Source organism: Pantoea sp. CFCC18177 (genome assembly GCF_059412425.1).
On record NZ_JBNBPL010000010.1, the window covers coordinates 65269 to 83974 of the forward strand.

16 protein-coding genes and 8 tRNA genes are annotated in these 18706 nt (G+C 52.9%); 22 read left to right on the plus strand and 2 right to left on the minus strand.

Features of this window, described 5'->3' with window-relative positions:
• Positions 1-46 precede the first annotated feature (46 nt).
• The 13 genes from nagB (at position 47) to ACPUC8_RS12610 (ending at position 7050) form a co-directional block, all read left to right on the plus strand.
• Positions 47-847 (plus strand): glucosamine-6-phosphate deaminase, encoded by an 801-nt coding sequence (gene nagB, locus ACPUC8_RS12550; RefSeq protein ID WP_039330479.1) that lies wholly within the window; start codon positions 47-49, stop codon positions 845-847.
• Positions 848-904: 57 nt separating this feature from the next.
• Entirely contained in the window at positions 905-2053 is a 1149-nt protein-coding gene (gene nagA / locus ACPUC8_RS12555; protein ID WP_494926431.1) for an N-acetylglucosamine-6-phosphate deacetylase, read from the plus strand.
• Between the two features lie 7 nt (positions 2054-2060).
• Positions 2061-3281, plus strand: a complete 1221-nt coding sequence (gene nagC, locus ACPUC8_RS12560) for a DNA-binding transcriptional regulator NagC (protein ID WP_039330482.1) — start codon at positions 2061-2063, stop codon at positions 3279-3281.
• A 39-nt stretch (positions 3282-3320) separates the two neighbouring features.
• A complete protein-coding gene (locus ACPUC8_RS12565) occupies positions 3321-4073 on the plus strand; it encodes an HAD-IIA family hydrolase (RefSeq protein ID WP_039330484.1) in 753 nt (250 codons plus the stop codon).
• Between the two features lie 329 nt (positions 4074-4402).
• Positions 4403-6070, plus strand: a complete 1668-nt coding sequence (gene asnB, locus ACPUC8_RS12570; protein WP_039330486.1) for an asparagine synthase B — start codon at positions 4403-4405, stop codon at positions 6068-6070.
• Between the two features lie 215 nt (positions 6071-6285).
• Positions 6286-6362: transfer RNA gene (locus ACPUC8_RS12575), tRNA-Met, on the plus strand.
• An 11-nt stretch (positions 6363-6373) separates the two neighbouring features.
• Positions 6374-6458: transfer RNA gene (locus tag ACPUC8_RS12580), tRNA-Leu, on the plus strand.
• A 20-nt stretch (positions 6459-6478) separates the two neighbouring features.
• Positions 6479-6553: transfer RNA gene (locus ACPUC8_RS12585), tRNA-Gln, on the plus strand.
• A 33-nt stretch (positions 6554-6586) separates the two neighbouring features.
• Positions 6587-6661: transfer RNA gene (locus ACPUC8_RS12590), tRNA-Gln, on the plus strand.
• Positions 6662-6689: 28 nt separating this feature from the next.
• Positions 6690-6766 (plus strand) — tRNA-Met (locus tag ACPUC8_RS12595).
• Positions 6767-6772: 6 nt separating this feature from the next.
• A tRNA-Gln gene (locus tag ACPUC8_RS12600) sits at positions 6773-6847 on the plus strand.
• Between the two features lie 27 nt (positions 6848-6874).
• A tRNA-Gln gene (locus tag ACPUC8_RS12605) sits at positions 6875-6949 on the plus strand.
• A gap of 26 nt (positions 6950-6975) precedes the next feature.
• Positions 6976-7050, plus strand: a tRNA-Gln gene (locus ACPUC8_RS12610).
• Positions 7051-7132: 82 nt separating this feature from the next.
• Here the strand turns inward: ACPUC8_RS12610 and ubiF are convergent.
• Complete coding sequence (gene ubiF / locus ACPUC8_RS12615) at positions 7133-8305, minus strand: 3-demethoxyubiquinol 3-hydroxylase (protein WP_039330488.1); 1173 nt, start codon at positions 8303-8305, stop codon at positions 7133-7135.
• 165 nt (positions 8306-8470) lie between these two features.
• Between ubiF and miaB the strand changes: the two genes are divergently transcribed.
• From miaB to ACPUC8_RS12660, 9 genes are all read left to right on the plus strand, one after another.
• Positions 8471-9895, plus strand: a complete 1425-nt coding sequence (gene miaB, locus ACPUC8_RS12620; RefSeq protein ID WP_039330490.1) for a tRNA (N6-isopentenyl adenosine(37)-C2)-methylthiotransferase MiaB — start codon at positions 8471-8473, stop codon at positions 9893-9895.
• 206 nt (positions 9896-10101) lie between these two features.
• The gene (locus ACPUC8_RS12625; RefSeq protein WP_039330492.1) at positions 10102-11175 is read left to right on the plus strand and encodes a PhoH family protein; all 1074 of its coding nucleotides are present in this window, start codon (positions 10102-10104) and stop codon (positions 11173-11175) included.
• On the plus strand, positions 11172-11645 hold the full coding sequence (gene ybeY, locus ACPUC8_RS12630) for an rRNA maturation RNase YbeY (RefSeq protein WP_039330494.1): 474 nt from the start codon (positions 11172-11174) through the stop codon (positions 11643-11645). Before ACPUC8_RS12625 ends, ybeY begins: the two co-directional genes overlap by 4 nt.
• An 82-nt stretch (positions 11646-11727) precedes the next feature.
• Complete coding sequence (gene corC, locus ACPUC8_RS12635; protein ID WP_039330496.1) at positions 11728-12609, plus strand: CNNM family magnesium/cobalt transport protein CorC; 882 nt, start codon at positions 11728-11730, stop codon at positions 12607-12609.
• A 4-nt stretch (positions 12610-12613) separates the two neighbouring features.
• Entirely contained in the window at positions 12614-14140 is a 1527-nt protein-coding gene (gene lnt / locus ACPUC8_RS12640; RefSeq protein WP_058970724.1) for an apolipoprotein N-acyltransferase, read from the plus strand.
• Positions 14141-14580: 440 nt separating this feature from the next.
• Positions 14581-15474 (plus strand): glutamate/aspartate ABC transporter substrate-binding protein, encoded by an 894-nt coding sequence (locus ACPUC8_RS12645; protein WP_039330499.1) that lies wholly within the window; start codon positions 14581-14583, stop codon positions 15472-15474.
• Between the two features lie 160 nt (positions 15475-15634).
• Positions 15635-16375 (plus strand): amino acid ABC transporter permease, encoded by a 741-nt coding sequence (locus tag ACPUC8_RS12650; RefSeq protein ID WP_039330501.1) that lies wholly within the window; start codon positions 15635-15637, stop codon positions 16373-16375.
• On the plus strand, positions 16376-17053 hold the full coding sequence (gene gltK / locus ACPUC8_RS12655) for a glutamate/aspartate ABC transporter permease GltK (protein WP_039330502.1): 678 nt from the start codon (positions 16376-16378) through the stop codon (positions 17051-17053).
• Complete coding sequence (locus ACPUC8_RS12660) at positions 17054-17779, plus strand: amino acid ABC transporter ATP-binding protein (RefSeq protein ID WP_039330504.1); 726 nt, start codon at positions 17054-17056, stop codon at positions 17777-17779.
• Between the two features lie 225 nt (positions 17780-18004).
• Here ACPUC8_RS12660 and ACPUC8_RS12665 read toward each other — a convergent pair whose 3' ends face one another.
• Positions 18005-18487, minus strand: a complete 483-nt coding sequence (locus tag ACPUC8_RS12665; protein WP_494926432.1) for a zinc ribbon-containing protein — start codon at positions 18485-18487, stop codon at positions 18005-18007.
• Between the last annotated feature and the right edge of the window lie 219 nt (positions 18488-18706).

Here is an 18706-nt window from a genome sequence, read left to right on the forward strand (position 1 = left end):
CCAGAATCGGCGACTACATTTTCCTAATCTTAATTGAGGTGAAGACATGAGACTGATCCCTTTGGCCACACCTACCCAGGTGGGTAAATGGGCTGCACGCCACATTGTTAACCGCATTAACGCGTTTAAGCCTAGCGCAGAACGTCCCTTCGTGCTGGGTCTGCCAACCGGCGGTACACCGCTGGAAGCTTACAAGCACTTGATCGAGATGCACAAAGCGGGCCAGGTTAGCTTCAAACATGTTGTGACTTTCAATATGGATGAGTACGTTGGCCTGCCAAAAGAGCATCCAGAAAGCTACCACAGCTTCATGTTCCGTAACTTTTTCGATCACGTTGATATTCAACCAGAAAATATCAATCTTCTGAATGGCAATGCACCCGATATTGACGCAGAATGTCGCCAGTACGAAGAGAAGATCCGCGCTTACGGTAAAATCAATCTGTTTATGGGCGGCGTAGGTAACGATGGACACATCGCGTTTAACGAACCGGCCTCTTCACTCTCCTCCCGCACTCGCATCAAAACCCTGACGCATGAGACCCGCCTGGCGAACTCACGCTTCTTCAATGGGGATGTGGATCAGGTGCCTAAATATGCGCTGACCGTGGGCGTGGGCACGCTGTTAGATGCAGAAGAAGTGATGATTTTGGTTACCGGTCATGTGAAAGCGCAAGCGCTGCAGGCCGCAGTGGAAGGTAACGTGAACCATATGTGGACCATCAGCTGCCTGCAATTACATGCGAAATCTGTGGTGGTGTGTGATGAGCCAGCCACCATGGAACTGAAAGTGAAAACCGTGAAATATTTCCGCGAAATGGAAGCGGAAAATATGAAGGGTGTGTGAAAACACGTTGTCATAACCTGCAGCGCAGGCTGCAGGCTTAGCCGGGAGAGAAAAACGATGTACGCATTAGTAAACGGCCGGATTTTTACTGGCCACGAAATTCTGGACGATCATGCCGTGGTGATTGCCAATGGCCTGATTGAACGCGTGTGCCCACGTGATGCGCTTGATGCGAACATCGCGCAGCAGGATGTGGCTGGTGCATACATCGCTCCCGGATTTATTGATTTGCAACTCAACGGCTGTGGCGGTGTGCAGTTCAACGATGACATCGATGCCCTGAGCGTGGAAACGCTGGAAATCATGCAGCGCGCCAACGAAAAATCGGGCTGCACCAGTTATCTGCCAACGCTGATCACCAGCACCAACGAATTAATGAAGCGCGCCGTTGAAACCATGCGCGCCTATTTAGCCAAACATCAAAATCAAGCACTGGGTCTGCATCTGGAAGGGCCGTGGCTGAACAAAGCCAAAAAAGGTACGCATAACCCAGAGTTGATTCGTCTGCCTGATGCGGAAATGGTCGACTTCCTGTGTGCTAACGCGGATGTGATCACCAAAGTGACGCTGGCGCCAGAGAATGCAGGCGACGACGTGATTCGCCAACTGCGCGATGCGGGCATTATTGTGTCAGCGGGCCACTCCAACGCCACCTATGAAGAAGCCAAAGCCGGCTTTAGCGCGGGCGTGAGTTTTGCCACCCATCTTTATAATGCAATGCCGACCTTCGCAGGCCGTAAACCCGGTCTGATCGGTGCGCTGTTTGATTCACCTGATGTATACTGCGGCATCATTGCAGATGGTTTACATGTCCATTACGCTAACGTGCGGAATGCAAAACGCATCAAAGGCGACAAACTGGTGTTAGTGACGGATGCCACAGCACCGGCAGGCGCATCGATTGATAAATTCATTTTTGCAGGCAAAACAATATACTATCGCGACGGCCTTTGCGTTGACGAAAACGGTACCCTGAGCGGTTCGGCACTGACCATGATTGAGGCAGTGCAGAACAGCGTGGAGCATTGCGGTATCGCTCTGGATGAAGCGTTGCGGATGGCAACTCTGTATCCAGCACAGGCAATGGGCGTGGCAAAACAGTTAGGTTCAGTGACAGCAGGAAAAGTCGCTAACCTGACCGTCTTTACCCGCGATTATCAAATCACTAAGACGTTAGTCAATGGAGACGACGTCCTCAGCGAGTAAGTACTGAATGACCACTGGCGGCCAGACTCAAATAGGAAATGTCGATCTTGTCAAACAACTTAACAGTGCAGCCGTTTACCGGCTGATTGATCAACAGGGGCCGATTTCGCGCATACAGATTGCCGATCTCAGCCAGCTTGCGCCCGCCAGCGTCACCAAAATTACGCGTCAGCTTATCGAACGCGGCCTCATCAAAGAGGTGGAGCAACAAGCTTCCACCGGTGGGCGCCGCGCCATCTCTATCGTTACTGAAACCCGTCATTTTCATACTATCGGCGTCCGCCTGGGCCGCAATGATGCGACCCTGACGCTGTTTGATCTGAGCGGAAAATCACTGGCACAGGAAGATTATCCTTTACCGGAGCGCACGCAGGAAACGCTGGAGAATGCGCTGTTCAATGCCATCACCGCGTTTATGGCTGCGCATCAACGCAAGATTCACGAACTGATTGCGATTGCAGTGATCTTGCCCGGTTTGGTCGATCCGATTAACGGCATCATTCGTTATATGCCGCACATCACCGTTAGCCACTGGCCGCTGGTGTCCAGCCTGAAAAAACGCTTTAACGTCACCAGTTTTGTCGGTCACGACATTCGCAGTCTGGCACTGGCTGAGCACTACTTCGGTGCAAGCCGTGACTGTGCAGACTCTATTTTGGTGCGTTTACACCGCGGTACCGGCGCGGGCATTATCGCCAATGGGCATATCTTTCTTGGCAGTAATGGTAACGTCGGCGAGATCGGTCATATTCAGGTCGATCCGCTGGGCGAGCGCTGCCACTGCGGTAATTTTGGCTGCCTGGAAACCATCGCGGCCAACGGCGCGATTGAGAACCGCGTGCGTCATCTGCTTAATCAGGGCTATCCCAGCACGCTGACGCTGGATAATTGCTTGATGCCACAAATTTGCCGTGCCGCGAATCAGGGCGATGCGCTGGCGTGTGAAGTGATCGAATATGTCGGACGCTACCTCGGCAAAGCGATCGCCATCGCTATTAACCTGTTCAACCCGCAGAAAGTGGTGCTGGCCGGTGAAATCACCGAAGCGGATAAGGTGCTGTTCCCAGCCATTGAAGGCTGCATTAACACCCAGGCGTTGAATGCCTTCCGCAAAAATCTGCCGGTGGTGCGTTCCGAATTGGACCATCGTTCGGCAATTGGTGCGTTTGCACTGGCGAAACGCGCAATGCTGAACGGCATTCTGCTGCAGCATCTGCTGGAAGAATAATCGAAGCCTGCCGCTTGGCGGGCCTGACCGGAAGCCAATATGACCATCAAAAGCGTAATCTGTGACATCGACGGCGTGTTGATGCACGACAATACCGCCGTGAAAGGCGCGAACGAGTTTTTGCAGCGCATCCTGGAAAAAGAGATGCCGCTGGTGGTGCTGACTAACTATCCGTCGCAAACCGCGCAGGACCTGGCGAATCGTTTTGCCAATGCGGGCGTTGAAGTGCCGGATTCGGTGTTCTATACCTCTGCCATGGCTACCGCCGATTTCCTGCGTCGTCAGGAGGGTAAAAAAGCCTATGTAATTGGCGAGGGTGCCCTCATTCATGAGCTGTATAAAGCGGGCTTTACCATCACTGACGTCAATCCCGATTTCGTCATCGTCGGTGAAACGCGCTCCTTTAACTGGGAGATGATGCACAAGGCTGCCTTCTTCGTCGCCAACGGTGCGCGCTTTATTGCCACCAACCCGGATACCCATGCGCGCGGCTACGTGCCCGCCTGCGGTGCCTTGTGCGCCGGTATCGAAACCATTTCTGGTCGCAAGCCGTTTTATGTGGGTAAACCGAGCCCGTACATCATGCGTGCGGCGCTGAATAAAATGCATGCGCATTCTGAAGAGACGGTGATTGTGGGGGATAACCTGCGCACCGATATCCTCGCTGGCTTCCAGGCCGGCCTGGAAACCATTCTGGTACTTTCTGGCGTCTCAACCTTGAGCGACATTGATGCAATGCCGTTCCGTCCAGACTGGATTTACCCTTCAGTGGCAGACATCGACCTGTTCTGATTATCTGTTATCACTTTTGCTTATCGCCCTGCAGGCACCTTGTGTCTGCAGGGCGATTGTTTTTATGTCGCTTTGTGGTGAACGACACCCAGGATAGTTGCACACTAAATCATCCAAAAAGCCATTTCATTAGATGCCATCTAAAGAAGTGGTGATTAAATTAGATAAAATTCAATTTTTATCGCCTGACAACATTCTTTTTATCAAAAGATCGCAATTTTGCTTGCACTCCCACCACCAGATAGCGCATTTTCTTATACATCACGCAGCCACTGCTGCCGGACAAACGAAGAAATAACATCCCCGTAAGGTGAGATCAGGAGTCAGTTATGTGTTCGATTTTTGGTGTGTTGGATCTGAAAACCGATCCTGTTGAATTGCGCAAGAAAGCGCTGGAGTGTTCCCGTCTGATGCGTCACCGTGGCCCAGATTGGTCCGGCGTCTACGCAGATGACAAAGCCATTCTGGTGCATGAGCGCCTGTCAATTGTTGACGTCAACAACGGCGCACAGCCGCTGTATAACGCTGACCACACCCACGTACTGGCCGTGAACGGTGAAATCTATAACCATCAGGCGCTGCGTGCGGAGCTGAGCGACCGCTACGCCTTCCAGACCGGTTCTGACTGCGAAGTGATCCTGGCGCTGTACCAGGAAAAAGGTCTCGACTTCCTCGACGACCTGCAAGGCATGTTCGCCTTCATTCTGTGGGACAGCGTGAAGCAGCAGTACCTGATTGGCCGTGACCATATCGGGATTATCCCGCTGTATATGGGCAACGATGAGCACGGTAACCTGTTTGTTGCTTCCGAAATGAAAGCGCTGGTGCCAGTGTGCCGCACCATCAAAGAATTCCCGCCGGGAAGCTTCATGTCCAGCAGCGATGGTGAGATCCGTCGTTACTGGCAGCGTGACTGGATGGATTTCTCTGCTGTGGCTGAGAACACCACCGATGCAGCGGGCCTGAAACATGCGCTGGAAGAGTCCGTGAAAAGCCACCTGATGTCAGATGTGCCTTACGGCGTGCTGCTCTCTGGCGGTCTCGACTCTTCGATTATCTCTGCCGTGACCAAGCGCTTTGCCGCGAAACGTGTAGAAGATGAAGATAAAAGCGATGCCTGGTGGCCGCAGCTGCACTCCTTTGCTGTAGGACTGGAGGGCTCTCCTGACCTGAAAGCGGCGAAGTCAGTGGCTGATCATCTGGGTACGGTACACCACGAAATTCATTTCACCGTACAGGAAGGTTTGGATGCCATCCGCGATGTGATTTATCACATCGAAACTTACGATGTCACCACCATTCGCGCCTCGACGCCTATGTATCTGATGTCGCGCAAAATCAAAGCGATGGGCATCAAAATGGTGTTGTCCGGTGAAGGTGCAGATGAAGTGTTCGGTGGCTACCTGTACTTCCATAAGGCGCCGAACGCCAAAGAGTTCCACGAAGAAAACGTGCGTAAACTGCTGGCTCTGCACATGTTTGACTGTGCTCGCGCTAACAAAGCAATGTCGGCGTGGGGCGTTGAAGCACGTGTGCCTTTCCTGGACAAAAAATTCCTCGATGTGGCGATGCGCATCAACCCAGAAGATAAACTGTGCGGCAAAAACGGTAAGATGGAAAAACACATCCTGCGTGAGTGCTTCTCCTCTTACCTGCCAGAGAGCGTGGCATGGCGTCAGAAAGAGCAGTTCTCCGATGGCGTAGGCTACAGCTGGATCGATTCGCTGAAAGAAGTGGCGGCGAAACAGATTACCGATCAACAGCTTTCAACTGCGCATTTCCGTTTCCCGTACAACACGCCGAACTCGAAAGAAGCGTATTTGTATCGTGAAATCTTCGAAGAGCTGTTCCCGGTCGCCAGCGCGGCGGAGTGTGTACCCGGTGGTCCATCGGTAGCCTGTTCTTCCGCTAAAGCGATTGAGTGGGATGAAGCATTTAAGAACATGGATGACCCTTCAGGTCGTGCCGTGGGTGTGCATCAGTCCGCTTATAAATAAGCTTTTTAATTAAGATCATAAGGGGCCATGACTGGCCCCTTTTTGCTTTGATTGTCGATGTTGCGACGGAAAGCTGCCGAATAATTCACCACCCTGGTTACAACCCAGACAAACAGGCGTTTTAAGGCAAAAAACGGCAAAAAACTTGTTGACGCTACAAAGCTCAATACGCATAATGCGCCCCGCAACGCCGATGAAGGTTAGCGAAAAAAGATGGCTACGTAGCTCAGCTGGTTAGAGCACATCACTCATAATGATGGGGTCACAGGTTCAAATCCCGTCGTAGCCACCATCTTTTTTTTCGCGGGAGTGGCGAAATTGGTAGACGCACTAGATTTAGGTTCTAGCGCCGCAAGGTGTGCGAGTTCAAGTCTCGCCTCCCGCACCATTTCATCTTCGGCAGCCGGATGGGGTATCGCCAAGCGGTAAGGCACCGGTTTTTGATACCGGCATTCCCTGGTTCGAATCCAGGTACCCCAGCCAATCCGAAATTTCTCGTGGATACGAGTCAACAGATGGGATATCGCCAAGCGGTAAGGCACCGGTTTTTGATACCGGCATTCCCTGGTTCGAATCCAGGTATCCCAGCCATCTTCGGATGCAGTAAGCAGTAAACTCAGGCTACGTAGCTCAGCTGGTTAGAGCACATCACTCATAATGATGGGGTCACAGGTTCAAATCCCGTCGTAGCCACCAAATTCTTGGGGTGTCGCCAAGCGGTAAGGCTCTGGTTTCTGATACCAGCATTCCGGGGTTCGAATCCCTGCACCCCAGCCATATTAAAGACAATTTGAAAAGCATTATTGGGGTGTCGCCAAGCGGTAAGGCTCTGGTTTCTGATACCAGCATTCCGGGGTTCGAATCCCTGCACCCCAGCCAATTAAAAACAATTTGAACAGTATTTTTGGGGTGTCGCCAAGCGGTAAGGCTCTGGTTTCTGATACCAGCATTCCGGGGTTCGAATCCCTGCACCCCAGCCAAATTGAACAATAAAGCCCGCTTTTGCGGGCTTTATTGTTTTCTGCGTTTAGACAAGTAGAGCGCCCTGCGACGCTCCCCTGCTTACAAACCCAACGCGTATTTCAGCACTTTGCGTTTCAGCGCTCCGGCATTCTCCGCGGCGATCAATCCCAGATTGCGCGCAAAACGTAACGGTGAAAGCGTATTGCTAAACGCAAAATAGAACAGATCCATCCCGCCTTGCATCAGCACGTTATCTTTATAGCGTTGACGATGATAACGCTGTAACACCGCATCCGATGACCACAACTGCGCCTGACTGCGTGCCTCAACAAGTGTATTGATTAGCGCATCCACATCCCGGTATCCCAGGTTCACACCCTGACCGGCAAGCGGGTTAATGGTGTGCGCGGCATCGCCTACCAGCGCCAGACCGGGCATGACATAGCGTGTCGCATGGCGTCGCACTAAAGGAAACGAGGCTGCTTTTTTCACATGAATGCGGCCCACACGCGCCGGGAAATGAGCGTGAATCTCTTTCTCAAGCTGTGCCAGAGGCAGGTTTTGCAGTTGGCGAATACGCGCTGGCGCGTCATACCACACCAGTGACGCGTGGCGATCAAACAACGGCAGGAAGGCACGCGGACCTTCAGGGGTGAATTGTTGCCAGGTGGAATCGCCCACCTCCTGTTCACACTCAACGCTGATCAGCATGCAAGACTGCGCATATTGCCAGCCGCGCACACCAATCCCCGCCAGTTGACGTACCCGTGAGTTGGCACCATCCGCACCCACCACCAGACGCGTCTCCAGCACCGTGCCGTTATCCAACTGCACCTGCCAGCCTGCGCAATGTTGCTGTAGCCCCTGTAAGCTCGCCGGGCAAATCAGCGTCACACCCTCTTCCTGCATTTTTTCCCACAGCGCGCGCTGTAGCACGCTGTTTTCAACCATGTAACCTAATTCAGGCAGACCCAACGAAGCTGCATCAAATGTCACGTGCGCACTTTGCCACTCCCAGGTTTCCAGCTTGCGGTAAGGTGCGCAGCGCATCGCTTCAACACGCGGCCAGACATTCAGTTGGCGTAGCAGCGCCACTGATGAAGCGCCGATGGCAGAAATACGCACATCGGGTGGGCTGGTGGCATCAAACTCCGCCGGTTCCGCACGCTCAATCACCGCCACGCGGAATTGCTGCTGTGCCAGTCCACAGGCCAGCGCGGCACCGACCATGCCGCCGCCCACCACCACCACATCAAATTGTGAATCCTGCATTGACTCTCATCCTTCTGCTTACCGTGAAGCCTCACAGCATCACGTTGATTGGTAAAGTGTACCGGAAATTGGCGCCACAATCTCAGCCCCTGCTGCGCTGGTCACAACAGCGGCAAAGCATTACAATACGCGCCCTGCACTTCGCTCTGATCAATGGCTAGTTCGATGACCAAAAAACTGCATATCAAAACCTGGGGCTGTCAGATGAATGAGTATGATTCATCCAAGATGGCTGACCTGCTGAACAGCACTCACGGTTATACCCTGACCGAGGACGCCGAAGAGGCGGACGTTCTGCTGCTCAATACCTGCTCCATCCGCGAGAAGGCACAGGAGAAGGTTTTCGCCCTGTTAGGACGCTGGAAAAAACTGAAGGCGAATAATCCTGACGTGATCATCGGTGTGGGCGGTTGTGTGGCGTCACAGGAAGGCGAACGCCTGCGTGAGCGTGCGAACTGCGTGGATATTGTTTTTGGTCCGCAGACATTACATCGCCTACCAGAGATGCTGAATCAGGTGCGTGGCACCAAGAGCCCGGTGATTGATATCAGTTTCCCTGAGATTGAAAAATTTGACCGCTTGCCGGAACCGCGTGCTGAAGGGCCTACCGCCTTTGTCTCGATTATGGAAGGCTGTAATAAATACTGTACCTTCTGCGTGGTGCCTTACACCCGTGGAGAGGAAGTCAGCCGCCCGTGTGACGATATTTTGCTGGAAATTGCCCAGCTCGCCGCACAAGGCGTGCGTGAGGTCAATCTGCTGGGGCAGAACGTCAATGCCTACCGTGGTGCCACCTTTGATGACCAAATCTGTACCTTTGCCGAACTGCTGCGTCTGGTCGCCGCGATCGATGGTATCGACCGTATTCGCTTCACCACCAGCCACCCGATTGAGTTCACGGACGACATTATTGATGTCTATCGCGATACGCCCGAACTGGTGAGCTTCCTGCATCTGCCGGTACAGAGTGGCGCGGATCGCATTCTGACGCTGATGAAACGTGGACACACGGCGCTGGAGTATAAATCCATCATCCGTAAGCTGCTCAAGGCACGTCCTGATATCCAGATGAGTTCGGACTTTATCATCGGTTTCCCGGGTGAAACGCAGCAAGATTTCGAGCAAACCATGAAGCTGGTTGGAGATGTGAACTTCGATGTCAGCTTCAGCTTTATCTACTCTGCGCGTCCGGGTACACCGGCTGCCGACTTGCCGGACGATGTCACCGAAGAAGAGAAAAAACAGCGCCTGTTTATCCTGCAGGAACGCCTTAATCAGCAGGCGATGGCGTGGAGCCGTCGTATGCTCGGCACCACGCAGCGTGTCTTGGTTGAAGGCATCTCACGTAAAAACGTTATGGAGTTGAGCGGCCGTACCGATAATAACCGCGTGGTCAACTTTGAAGCCCCTATCGAGATGATCGGTAAGTTCGTCGATGTTGAGATCGTGGATATCCACGCCAACTCACTGCGCGGTAAGCTGGTGCGTACCGAGGATGAGATGGGCCTGCGCGTCAACCAAAGCCCAGCGATGGTGATTGCCCGTACACGCCGTGAAAATGACATTGGTGTTGGTATCTACCAGCCTTGAAACCACGAACTTTGAGCGGCAGCGCACAACCCGCTGTCGCCTGCTTCAGTTTGCTCCCCTTGCATTCCGCAAGCGGTGCCCAAATATTCCTTCTGCAACTTGCAGCTGGGCGTAACCCCATAAATAATTCTGTAGAGATGCGCAGCATCAATCAGCGCATCCGATACACCTTTTTCAACTGGCCCTGAGTGACCCAAAGGATTCATTTGAATATCGAAACTCGTGAAATCGCCCTTGAACCGGCAGATAACCGCCGACTGATGAGCCTGTGCGGTCCGTTTGATGACAATGTGAAGCAGCTGGAAAAACGTCTCGGTGTCGAAATCAACCGCCGGGATAATCACTTCAAGCTGGTGGGGCGCGCGTTAAGCGTGGACGCGGCGGTCAATATTCTGCGTGATCTTTACGTGGATACTGCACCGGTGCGTGGCCAAATTCCCGATATTGAGCCGGACCAGATTCATCTGGCGATCAAAGAGAGCCGCGTGCTGGAGCAAACCGCAGAGAGCGTGCCGGAGTTTGGTAAAGCCATCCACATCAAAACCAAACGCGGCGTGATAAAACCGCGTACGCCGAACCAGGCGCAGTATGTGGCGAATATCCTCGACCATGACATTACTTTTGGTGTCGGCCCAGCGGGTACCGGTAAAACTTATCTCGCCGTTGCGGCGGCCGTCGATGCGCTGGAGCGCCAGGAAATTCGTCGCATTTTGCTGACGCGCCCTGCCGTTGAAGCAGGTGAGAAGCTTGGCTTCCTGCCGGGCGATCTCAGCCAGAAGGTCGATCCCTACTTACGTCCGCTGTACGATGCCCTGTTCGAAATGCTCGGCTTTGAGCGCGTTGAAAAATTGATGGAGCGCAACGTGATTGAAGTGGCACCGCTGGCCTACATGCGCGGTCGTACGCTCAATGATGCGTTTGTGATTCTGGATGAAAGCCAGAACACCACTATCGAACAGATGAAGATGTTCCTGACGCGTATCGGCTTTAACTCTAAAGCGGTGATTACTGGTGACGTGACGCAGATTGACTTACCGCGCAGCACCAAATCGGGTCTGCGCCACGCTATTGAAGTGTTGGCGGAAGTCGAAGAGATCAGCTTTAACTTTTTCCACAGTGAAGACGTGGTTCGTCATCCGGTTGTCGCACGCATCGTTAATGCTTATGAAGCGTGGGAAGAAGCCGATCAGAAACGTCGAGACAAACTGGCTGAAGAGCGCAAGCGTGAAGCGCTGGCGGCTCAGCTAGCGACCCACCCCAGCCCGCAGGAGCCTTCATGAGCGCGGTGATTTTAGATTTACAGTTGGCCTGTGCCGATGAAAACGGCCTGCCAGCCGAAGCCGCCTTTCAACGTTGGCTGGAAGCGGCGGTCACGCCTTTCCAGCCGGAAAGCGAAGTGACGATTCGCCTGGTTGACGAAGCAGAGAGTCATGAGCTTAATCTGACTTATCGTGGCAAAGATAAGCCGACAAACGTGCTCTCATTTCCTTTTGAAGCCCCACCGGGAATTGAGTTACCCCTGCTGGGCGATCTGATTATTTGTCGTCAGGTGGTTGAGCAAGAAGCGGAAGAACAAGGCAAAACCCTGGAAGCCCATTGGGCGCATATGGTGGTACACGGCACGCTGCATTTGCTGGGGTACGACCATATAGAAGACGATGAAGCCGAAGAAATGGAGGCACTGGAGACCGAGATAATGCTTGCTCTTGGTTATCCTGATCCGTACATTTCGGAGAAAGAAGACGCCTGAAACTCTGTTTCAGGCTATTGCGCTGCTGGCGATGACGCCGGCAGTTCCTTTCCCTCATTAGAGAGAACGAAATAAAAACGCCATGAGCGACGACCATTCTCAAAACAGCGACGCACCCAGTAGTAAAAAGGGATTTTTCTCCCTGCTAATCAACCAACTGTTTCACGGTGAACCTAAAAACCGTGATGAACTGCTGGGGCTGATCCGCGATTCTGAGCAAAAAGAGCTGATTGACCAGGACACCCGCGACATGCTTGAAGGGGTGTTGGATATCGCCGAACAGCGCGTGCGTGACATCATGATCCCGCGCTCACAGATGATTACCCTCAAACGCAACCAAAGCCTGGAAGAGTGCCTGGCGGTCATTATTGACTCTGCCCACTCGCGCTTCCCGGTGATCAGCGAAGACAAAGACCACGTCGAAGGCATTCTGATGGCCAAAGACCTGCTGCCGTTTATGAGTAGCGCGTCTGAACCTTTCAGCATTGAAAAAGTACTGCGCCCTGCTGTTGTGGTGCCTGAAAGCAAGCGTGTTGACCGCATGCTCAAAGAGTTCCGCTCCCAGCGTTATCATATGGCGATTGTCATTGATGAATTTGGCGGCGTTTCTGGACTAGTCACCATTGAAGACATCCTCGAACTGATCGTTGGCGAGATCGAAGATGAATATGACGATGAAGAAGATCGTGATATCCGTCAGCTTAACCGCCACACCTACACGGTGCGTGCGCTTGCGCCGATTGAAGAATTCAATGAGATTTTTGGTACCAGCTTCAGCGATGACGAAGTGGATACCATTGGCGGTCTGGTGATGCAGGGATTCGGCCACCTTCCCGCGCGTGGTGAGAGCATCGACATTGATGGTTACCAATTCAAAGTCGTGATGGCTGACAGCCGCCGTATCATCCAGGTGCATGTGAAAATTCCGGAAGACTCTCCGCAACCGCAACTGGAAGACGAATAATTTTATGGCTTTAGCCTCTTTATACTCGCAGCAGCGGGTACGCCTGCTGCTGGCGTTAATTACGGGTGCCGTTGGCACCCTTTCCTTTTCCCCCTACGATTTCTGGCCCGCCGCGCTCATCTCCCTGGCAGGTTTACAACTGCTGTTGCTGGAGCGCCGCAGCCCGCAGGCCGCGGCGATAGGTTTCGTCTGGGGCTTTGGCCTGTTTGGCAGTGGCATTAACTGGGTTTACGTCAGCATCGCCACCTTTGGTGGTATGCCCGGTCCGGTGAATGTCTTCCTGGTGATTCTGCTGGCCGCCTACCTGGCGATCTACCCGATGCTGTTTGCTGCAGTGCTCAATCGCTTGTGGCCACGCGCCACATTGTGGCGTCTGGCACTGGCGGCTCCGGCCCTCTGGCAGATCAGCGAATTCCTGCGCGGCTGGATCCTGACCGGTTTCCCGTGGCTGCAATTCGGCTACAGCCAGATTGATGGCCCGCTGAAAGGCCTTGCACCGCTGGCAGGCGTCGAAACCATTACTTTCCTGCTGATGGTGATCGCCGGCCTGTTGGTGCATGCATTCCATCATCGCACAGTAAAAAGCCTGATCGCCGCAGCCGTGTTGTTGCTGCTGCCCTGGCCGCTACGGATGCTGCAATGGTATCAGCCACTGCCGGAACGCAGCGTGGATGTCGCCATGGTGCAAGGCAACATTCCACAGTCCATGAAGTGGGACCCACAACAGCTGCTCAATACGCTGCGCGTTTACACCTCCTACAGCCAGCCCTACATGGGCAAAGCGCCGATCATTATCTGGCCAGAGTCTGCGATAACCGATCTGGAGAGCAATCAGCAGCCGTTCCTGAAGGCGCTGGATGCTGAGCTGCGCGCGCGCGGAAGTTCGCTGATTACCGGCATTGTTGATTCACGCGTTGAAGGCGATAACCGCTACCACGATTACAACTCGGTGATTGTGTTAGGGGGAGAACAGCCTTACAGCTATCAGAGCCAGAATCGCTACCAGAAAAACCATCTGGTCCCGTTCGGGGAGTTTGTTCCGCTGGAAGACTTGCTGCGGCCGCTGGCGCCGTTCTTTGATCTGCCCATGTCATCATTCAGTCGTGGAGCTTATATCCAGCCGCAATTGAAAGTGTCGGGTTACAACCTGACCAGCGCCATCTGCTATGAGATTGTGCTCGGTGAGCAAGTGCGCGCTAACTTCCGCCCGGACACCAACTTCCTGCTTACGGTGTCCAATGATGCCTGGTTTGGTCACTCTATCGGCCCGTGGCAGCACTTCCAGATGGCGCGCATGCGTGCACTGGAGTTGGGTCGTCCGCTGCTGCGCTCCACCAACAATGGCGTGACCGCCGTGGTGAATGCCAACGGTGAAATCGAGAAAGAGATTCCGCAGTTCACCCGTGACGTGCTGGAAGCCAAAGTGACACCGACCACCGGTGAGACACCGTATGCGAAAGCCGGTATCTGGCCGGTGTGGATTCTGACGCTAATCGGCATGGTGTTAGCGATTATACGCCGTCGTCATTGACACCTGGCTCACAATATCTCCAGGCGAAGTGATCACTTCGCCTTTTTTTTGCGCTGTTTTCCGCTCCCATCCGCTACGCTTTACCAGATTCTCTGCTGGCATTTTTTCTTTTTTCATCGTGCTGGCACGATCATTGCTATTTATTTCAGTGATTTTCCAGACATCAGCGTTTTGTCAGCGTATTGCCATCTTTTCGCACTACTATCTGGCACTGACACGCACCGTAAAGGCGCACAGGTGTTTTATTGCCTCTTAATGGTGCGGAGCGGCTCGCAAAAAACAAACTTTTTTGTTTCATTGCGTTAACAATTCGCTATGTTAATCACTATCCTGCGTGCAGTTGCGCTAAGGGATAACTAAAAAAGCAGCACGAAATACACACAACATCACAATCTGCGCAGTTTATGTTCTGCGCAACATCCATTCAAAGGAGTAGGAACATGCAGACACGCAAAGTGGCATTATCTCTTCTGCTGTTGGGAGCAGCAGCGGGAGCGGCCCAGGCGGAAGATCTCACCGGTACCCTGAAAAAAATTAATGATAGCGGCGTGATCGTCGTTGGGCATCGTGAGTCATCAGTTCCCTTTTCTTACTACGACAACCAGCAAAAAGTGGTTGGCTATTCACAAGACTACTCAAACGCCATCGTTGCAGCGATCAAGGCCAAGCTGAACAAGCCTGATCTGCAGGTTAAAATGCTGCCGATCACTTCACAAAACCGTATCCCTCTGCTGCAAAACGGAACTTACGATTTTGAGTGTGGTTCTACCACCAACAACCTTGAACGTCAGCAGCAAGCCGCATTCTCTGACACCGTGTTCATCATTGGTACACGTCTGCTGGTGAAAAAAGGTGGCGACATCAAAGATTTCGCTGACCTGAAAGGGAAAACCGTTGTGGTGACCTCAGGTACCACTTCTGAAGTTCTGCTGCACAAGCTGAACGATGAGAAGAAAATGGACATGCGCATCATCAGCGCGAAAGACCATGGCGATTCTTTCCGTACGCTGGAAACCGGTCGTGCCGTGGCCTTCATGATGGATGATGCACTGCTGGCGGGTGAACGTGCGAAAGCCAAAAAACCTGATGACTGGCAGATTACCGGCACACCTCAGTCGAAAGAAGCCTACGGCTGTATGCTGCGTAAAGAAGATCCACAGTTCAAACAGCTGATGGATGACACCATCGCAAAAGCGCAGACCTCGGGTGAAGCGGCGAAATGGTTCGATACCTGGTTCAAACAGCCAATTCCACCGAAAAACCTGAACATGAACTTTGAACTGTCATCTGATATGCAGGCACTGTTCAAAGCGCCAAACGACAAAGCACTCTAATTAACAATGAAAACAAGGGCAGTTCCGCTGCCCTCTCGATTGCTGAACACGCGGTGCGGACAGACAGACTGCAACAGGTCGTTCCCCTGAAGCAGGACGTAAGACACCGCTCAACAATCTTATGGGTAGCCTGGCTACCCTTTTTTTACCGGAGCTCGTTATGGGTATCGATTGGAACTGGGGCATATTTTTACAACAGGCCCCGTTCGGCAATACGACTTACCTCGGCTGGCTGTGGTCCGGATTTCAGGTAACCGTTGCGGTTTCCTGCTGTGCCTGGATTATCGCCTTCCTGGTAGGTTCCTTCTTTGGCATTCTGCGTACCGTGCCCAATCGTCTACTGTCGACGATCGGTACCTGCTACGTGGAACTGTTTCGTAATATCCCGCTGATCGTCCAGTTCTTCTTCTGGTATCTGGTCGCGCCTGAACTGGTCGGTGAGAAGCTGGGGATGTGGTTTAAAGCGGAGCTGGATCCGAACGTTCAGTTCTTTGTTTCTTCAACCATCTGTCTGGGGCTCTTCACTGCAGCCCGTGTTTGTGAGCAAGTCCGTGCCGCCATTCAGTCACTGCCGCGTGGCCAGAAAAACGCCGGTCTGGCGATGGGCCTGACGCTGCCACAAACCTATCGCTACGTGCTGTTACCCAATGCGTATCGCGTGATTGTGCCGCCGATGACGTCTGAAATGTTGAACCTGGTGAAGAACTCGGCGATTGCTTCGACCATTGGTCTGGTCGATATGGCAGCGCAAGCGGGTAAACTGCTCGACTACTCCGCCCATGCTTACGAATCCTTCACCGCTATCACCCTGGCTTACGTCGGCATCAACCTGATTATCATGCTGATCATGAGTTTGGTAGAACGCAAAATTCGCCTGCCTGGCAATCTGGGAGGCAAATAAATGTACGATTTTGACTGGAGTTCCATTCCGCCAAGCCTGCCTTATTTATGGAATGGCTTGATCATTACCTTCAAAATTACCGCGGTGGCGGTGGTGTTCGGCATTATCTGGGGCACCATTCTGGCGGTAATGCGCTTGTCACCGTTTGCCCCGATCCGCTGGTTTGCCAAGCTGTACGTCAACCTGTTCCGTTCGGTGCCGTTGGTGATGGTGCTGCTGTGGTTCTATCTGGTGGTACCGGCTTTGCTGCAACAAGTGCTGGGGCTATCACCAAAAACCGATATCCGTCTGATTTCCGCCATGGTGGCATTTGCGCTGTTTGAAGCGGCCTATTATTCGGAAATTATTCGTGCGGGTATCCAGAGCATTTCACGCGGTCAGTCAAATGCTGCGCTGGCACTGGGTATGACGCACTGGCAATCGATGCAGCTGATTATCCTGCCACAAGCCTTCCGTGCCATGGTGCCGCTGCTACTGACGCAAGGCATTGTGCTGTTCCAGGATACCTCGCTGGTGTATGTCTTAAGCCTGGCTGACTTCTTCCGTACCGCCTCCACCATTGGTGAGCGTGACGGTACCCAGGTTGAAATGGTTCTGTTTGCCGGTCTGGTCTACTTTGTGATCAGCCTGAGCGCTTCGCTGTTGGTTAGCTATCTGAAAAGAAAAAGGACGGTTTAAATGATTAGCCTGAAAAACGTTTCTAAGTGGTATGGTCACTTTCAGGTGCTGACCGACTGCTCCACCGAAGTGAAAAAAGGTGAAGTGGTGGTGGTCTGCGGACCGTCCGGTTCGGGGAAATCAACGCTGATTAAAACCGTTAACGGTCTGGAGCCGGTGCAGCAAGGCAGCATTCAGGTCAACGGTACCGAAGTAAACAACAAGAAGACCAACCTCGCACAGCTGCGCAGCAAGGTGGGTATGGTGTTCCAGCACTTCGAACTGTTCCCGCATCTCAGCATTGTCGACAACCTGGTGCTGGCGCAGGTAAAAGTCCTGAAGCGTGATAAAGCTGCCGCCCGTGAAAAGGGTCTAAAGCTGTTGACGCGCGTTGGTCTGGCGGCGCATGCGGAGAAATTCCCTGGACAGCTTTCGGGTGGACAGCAACAGCGTGTGGCGATTGCCCGTGCGCTGTGCATGGACCCGATTGCGATGCTGTTCGATGAACCAACTTCAGCGCTGGATCCCGAAATGATCAACGAAGTGCTGGACGTAATGGTCGAGTTGGCCAACGAAGGCATGACCATGATGGTGGTGACGCATGAGATGGGCTTCGCACGTAAAGTGGCAAATCGCGTGATCTTTATGGATGAAGGGAAGATTGTCGAAGACACTAACAAAGATGACTTCTTCAACAATCCGCAATCTGACCGTGCAAAAGACTTCCTCGCGAAGATTCTGCATTAATTTGTTAGCGCAATAAATTGCGCCGCTACGGGATCTGCACACCGCTAGCGGCGCGGCTTTATGCTGGTGAGCATTAATGCGCACTCTACGAAAAAACCATTATTGCAGGGTCGCCATTTATGGTGACCGAAAGGCGCCTAACTGACGAGCATTACGCCATTTATGGCGACCGTCAGGCGCTAAACCGACAAGCACTTCGCGATTCATCGCGCTTTTGACATTCCATCAAGGCTCAAACGGCTGACGCTGGAAATGGTCGTGCCCACACTCCGGACAGCGCGTTAAGCTTTCAGGCGTATAAATGGCTCGGGTAAAACCGCACTTCTCACACACCAGATTCCCCAAGCCCACCACTTCACCGCTCTGATAGACACCGTGATGTCGCAGATCCTGAAACACCTCGCGCCACTCCAGCTGGCTTTTGTCTGTGATATCCGCCAACTCCTTCCACACGCTCTCACGGATCACGCGCATAAACACCGAATCCCCCAGCACATCAGAAGACTCCTGATAGCTCAGAGCAAACTCATGCAAATCGCGTCTGACGGCCCGCATCACTTCATTCACCTCTGAAGACGTCAGCGTTTTTTTCGCCAGCAAATCTTGCCGCGCTTCTGCTACCAGCGCATCGACATCACGCTCGCCGCGCTCCAGCCGCTGGGTTAATGCCGCTATCGTTGCTCGATACTCCTGCGCCACGTTATTCATTTTGTTCTCCTTTCCGCGGGAATCGCTGCCTTTAAGTTTAGCTGTTCTGTCATATTTGCCGTGCTATCCGCCAGGGAAATCATAAAAGGGTGAAAGCGGCGGCGCATTAAGCAGAAATCCTGCCTGCGGGGGCGTGAAATGTTGTTGAGGGCCAGCCTTATGGGTATGCTATGCGGATCTAAAAGTATGCGAACCCACCATACAGGGTTAACGATTTTC

Coding starts and splice junctions, on each gene's coding strand:
- nagB (WP_039330479.1), top strand. CDS start 47: ATGAGACTGATCCCTTTGGCCACACCTACCCAGGTGGGTAAATGGGCT.
- nagA (WP_494926431.1), top strand. CDS start 905: ATGTACGCATTAGTAAACGGCCGGATTTTTACTGGCCACGAAATTCTG.
- nagC (WP_039330482.1), top strand. CDS start 2,061: ATGACCACTGGCGGCCAGACTCAAATAGGAAATGTCGATCTTGTCAAA.
- ACPUC8_RS12565 (WP_039330484.1), top strand. CDS start 3,321: ATGACCATCAAAAGCGTAATCTGTGACATCGACGGCGTGTTGATGCAC.
- asnB (WP_039330486.1), top strand. CDS start 4,403: ATGTGTTCGATTTTTGGTGTGTTGGATCTGAAAACCGATCCTGTTGAA.
- ubiF (WP_039330488.1), bottom strand. CDS start 8,305: ATGCAGGATTCACAATTTGATGTGGTGGTGGTGGGCGGCGGCATGGTC.
- miaB (WP_039330490.1), top strand. CDS start 8,471: ATGACCAAAAAACTGCATATCAAAACCTGGGGCTGTCAGATGAATGAG.
- ybeY (WP_039330494.1), top strand. CDS start 11,172: ATGAGCGCGGTGATTTTAGATTTACAGTTGGCCTGTGCCGATGAAAAC.
- corC (WP_039330496.1), top strand. CDS start 11,728: ATGAGCGACGACCATTCTCAAAACAGCGACGCACCCAGTAGTAAAAAG.
- lnt (WP_058970724.1), top strand. CDS start 12,614: ATGGCTTTAGCCTCTTTATACTCGCAGCAGCGGGTACGCCTGCTGCTG.
- ACPUC8_RS12645 (WP_039330499.1), top strand. CDS start 14,581: ATGCAGACACGCAAAGTGGCATTATCTCTTCTGCTGTTGGGAGCAGCA.
- ACPUC8_RS12650 (WP_039330501.1), top strand. CDS start 15,635: ATGGGTATCGATTGGAACTGGGGCATATTTTTACAACAGGCCCCGTTC.
- gltK (WP_039330502.1), top strand. CDS start 16,376: ATGTACGATTTTGACTGGAGTTCCATTCCGCCAAGCCTGCCTTATTTA.
- ACPUC8_RS12660 (WP_039330504.1), top strand. CDS start 17,054: ATGATTAGCCTGAAAAACGTTTCTAAGTGGTATGGTCACTTTCAGGTG.
- ACPUC8_RS12665 (WP_494926432.1), bottom strand. CDS start 18,487: ATGAATAACGTGGCGCAGGAGTATCGAGCAACGATAGCGGCATTAACC.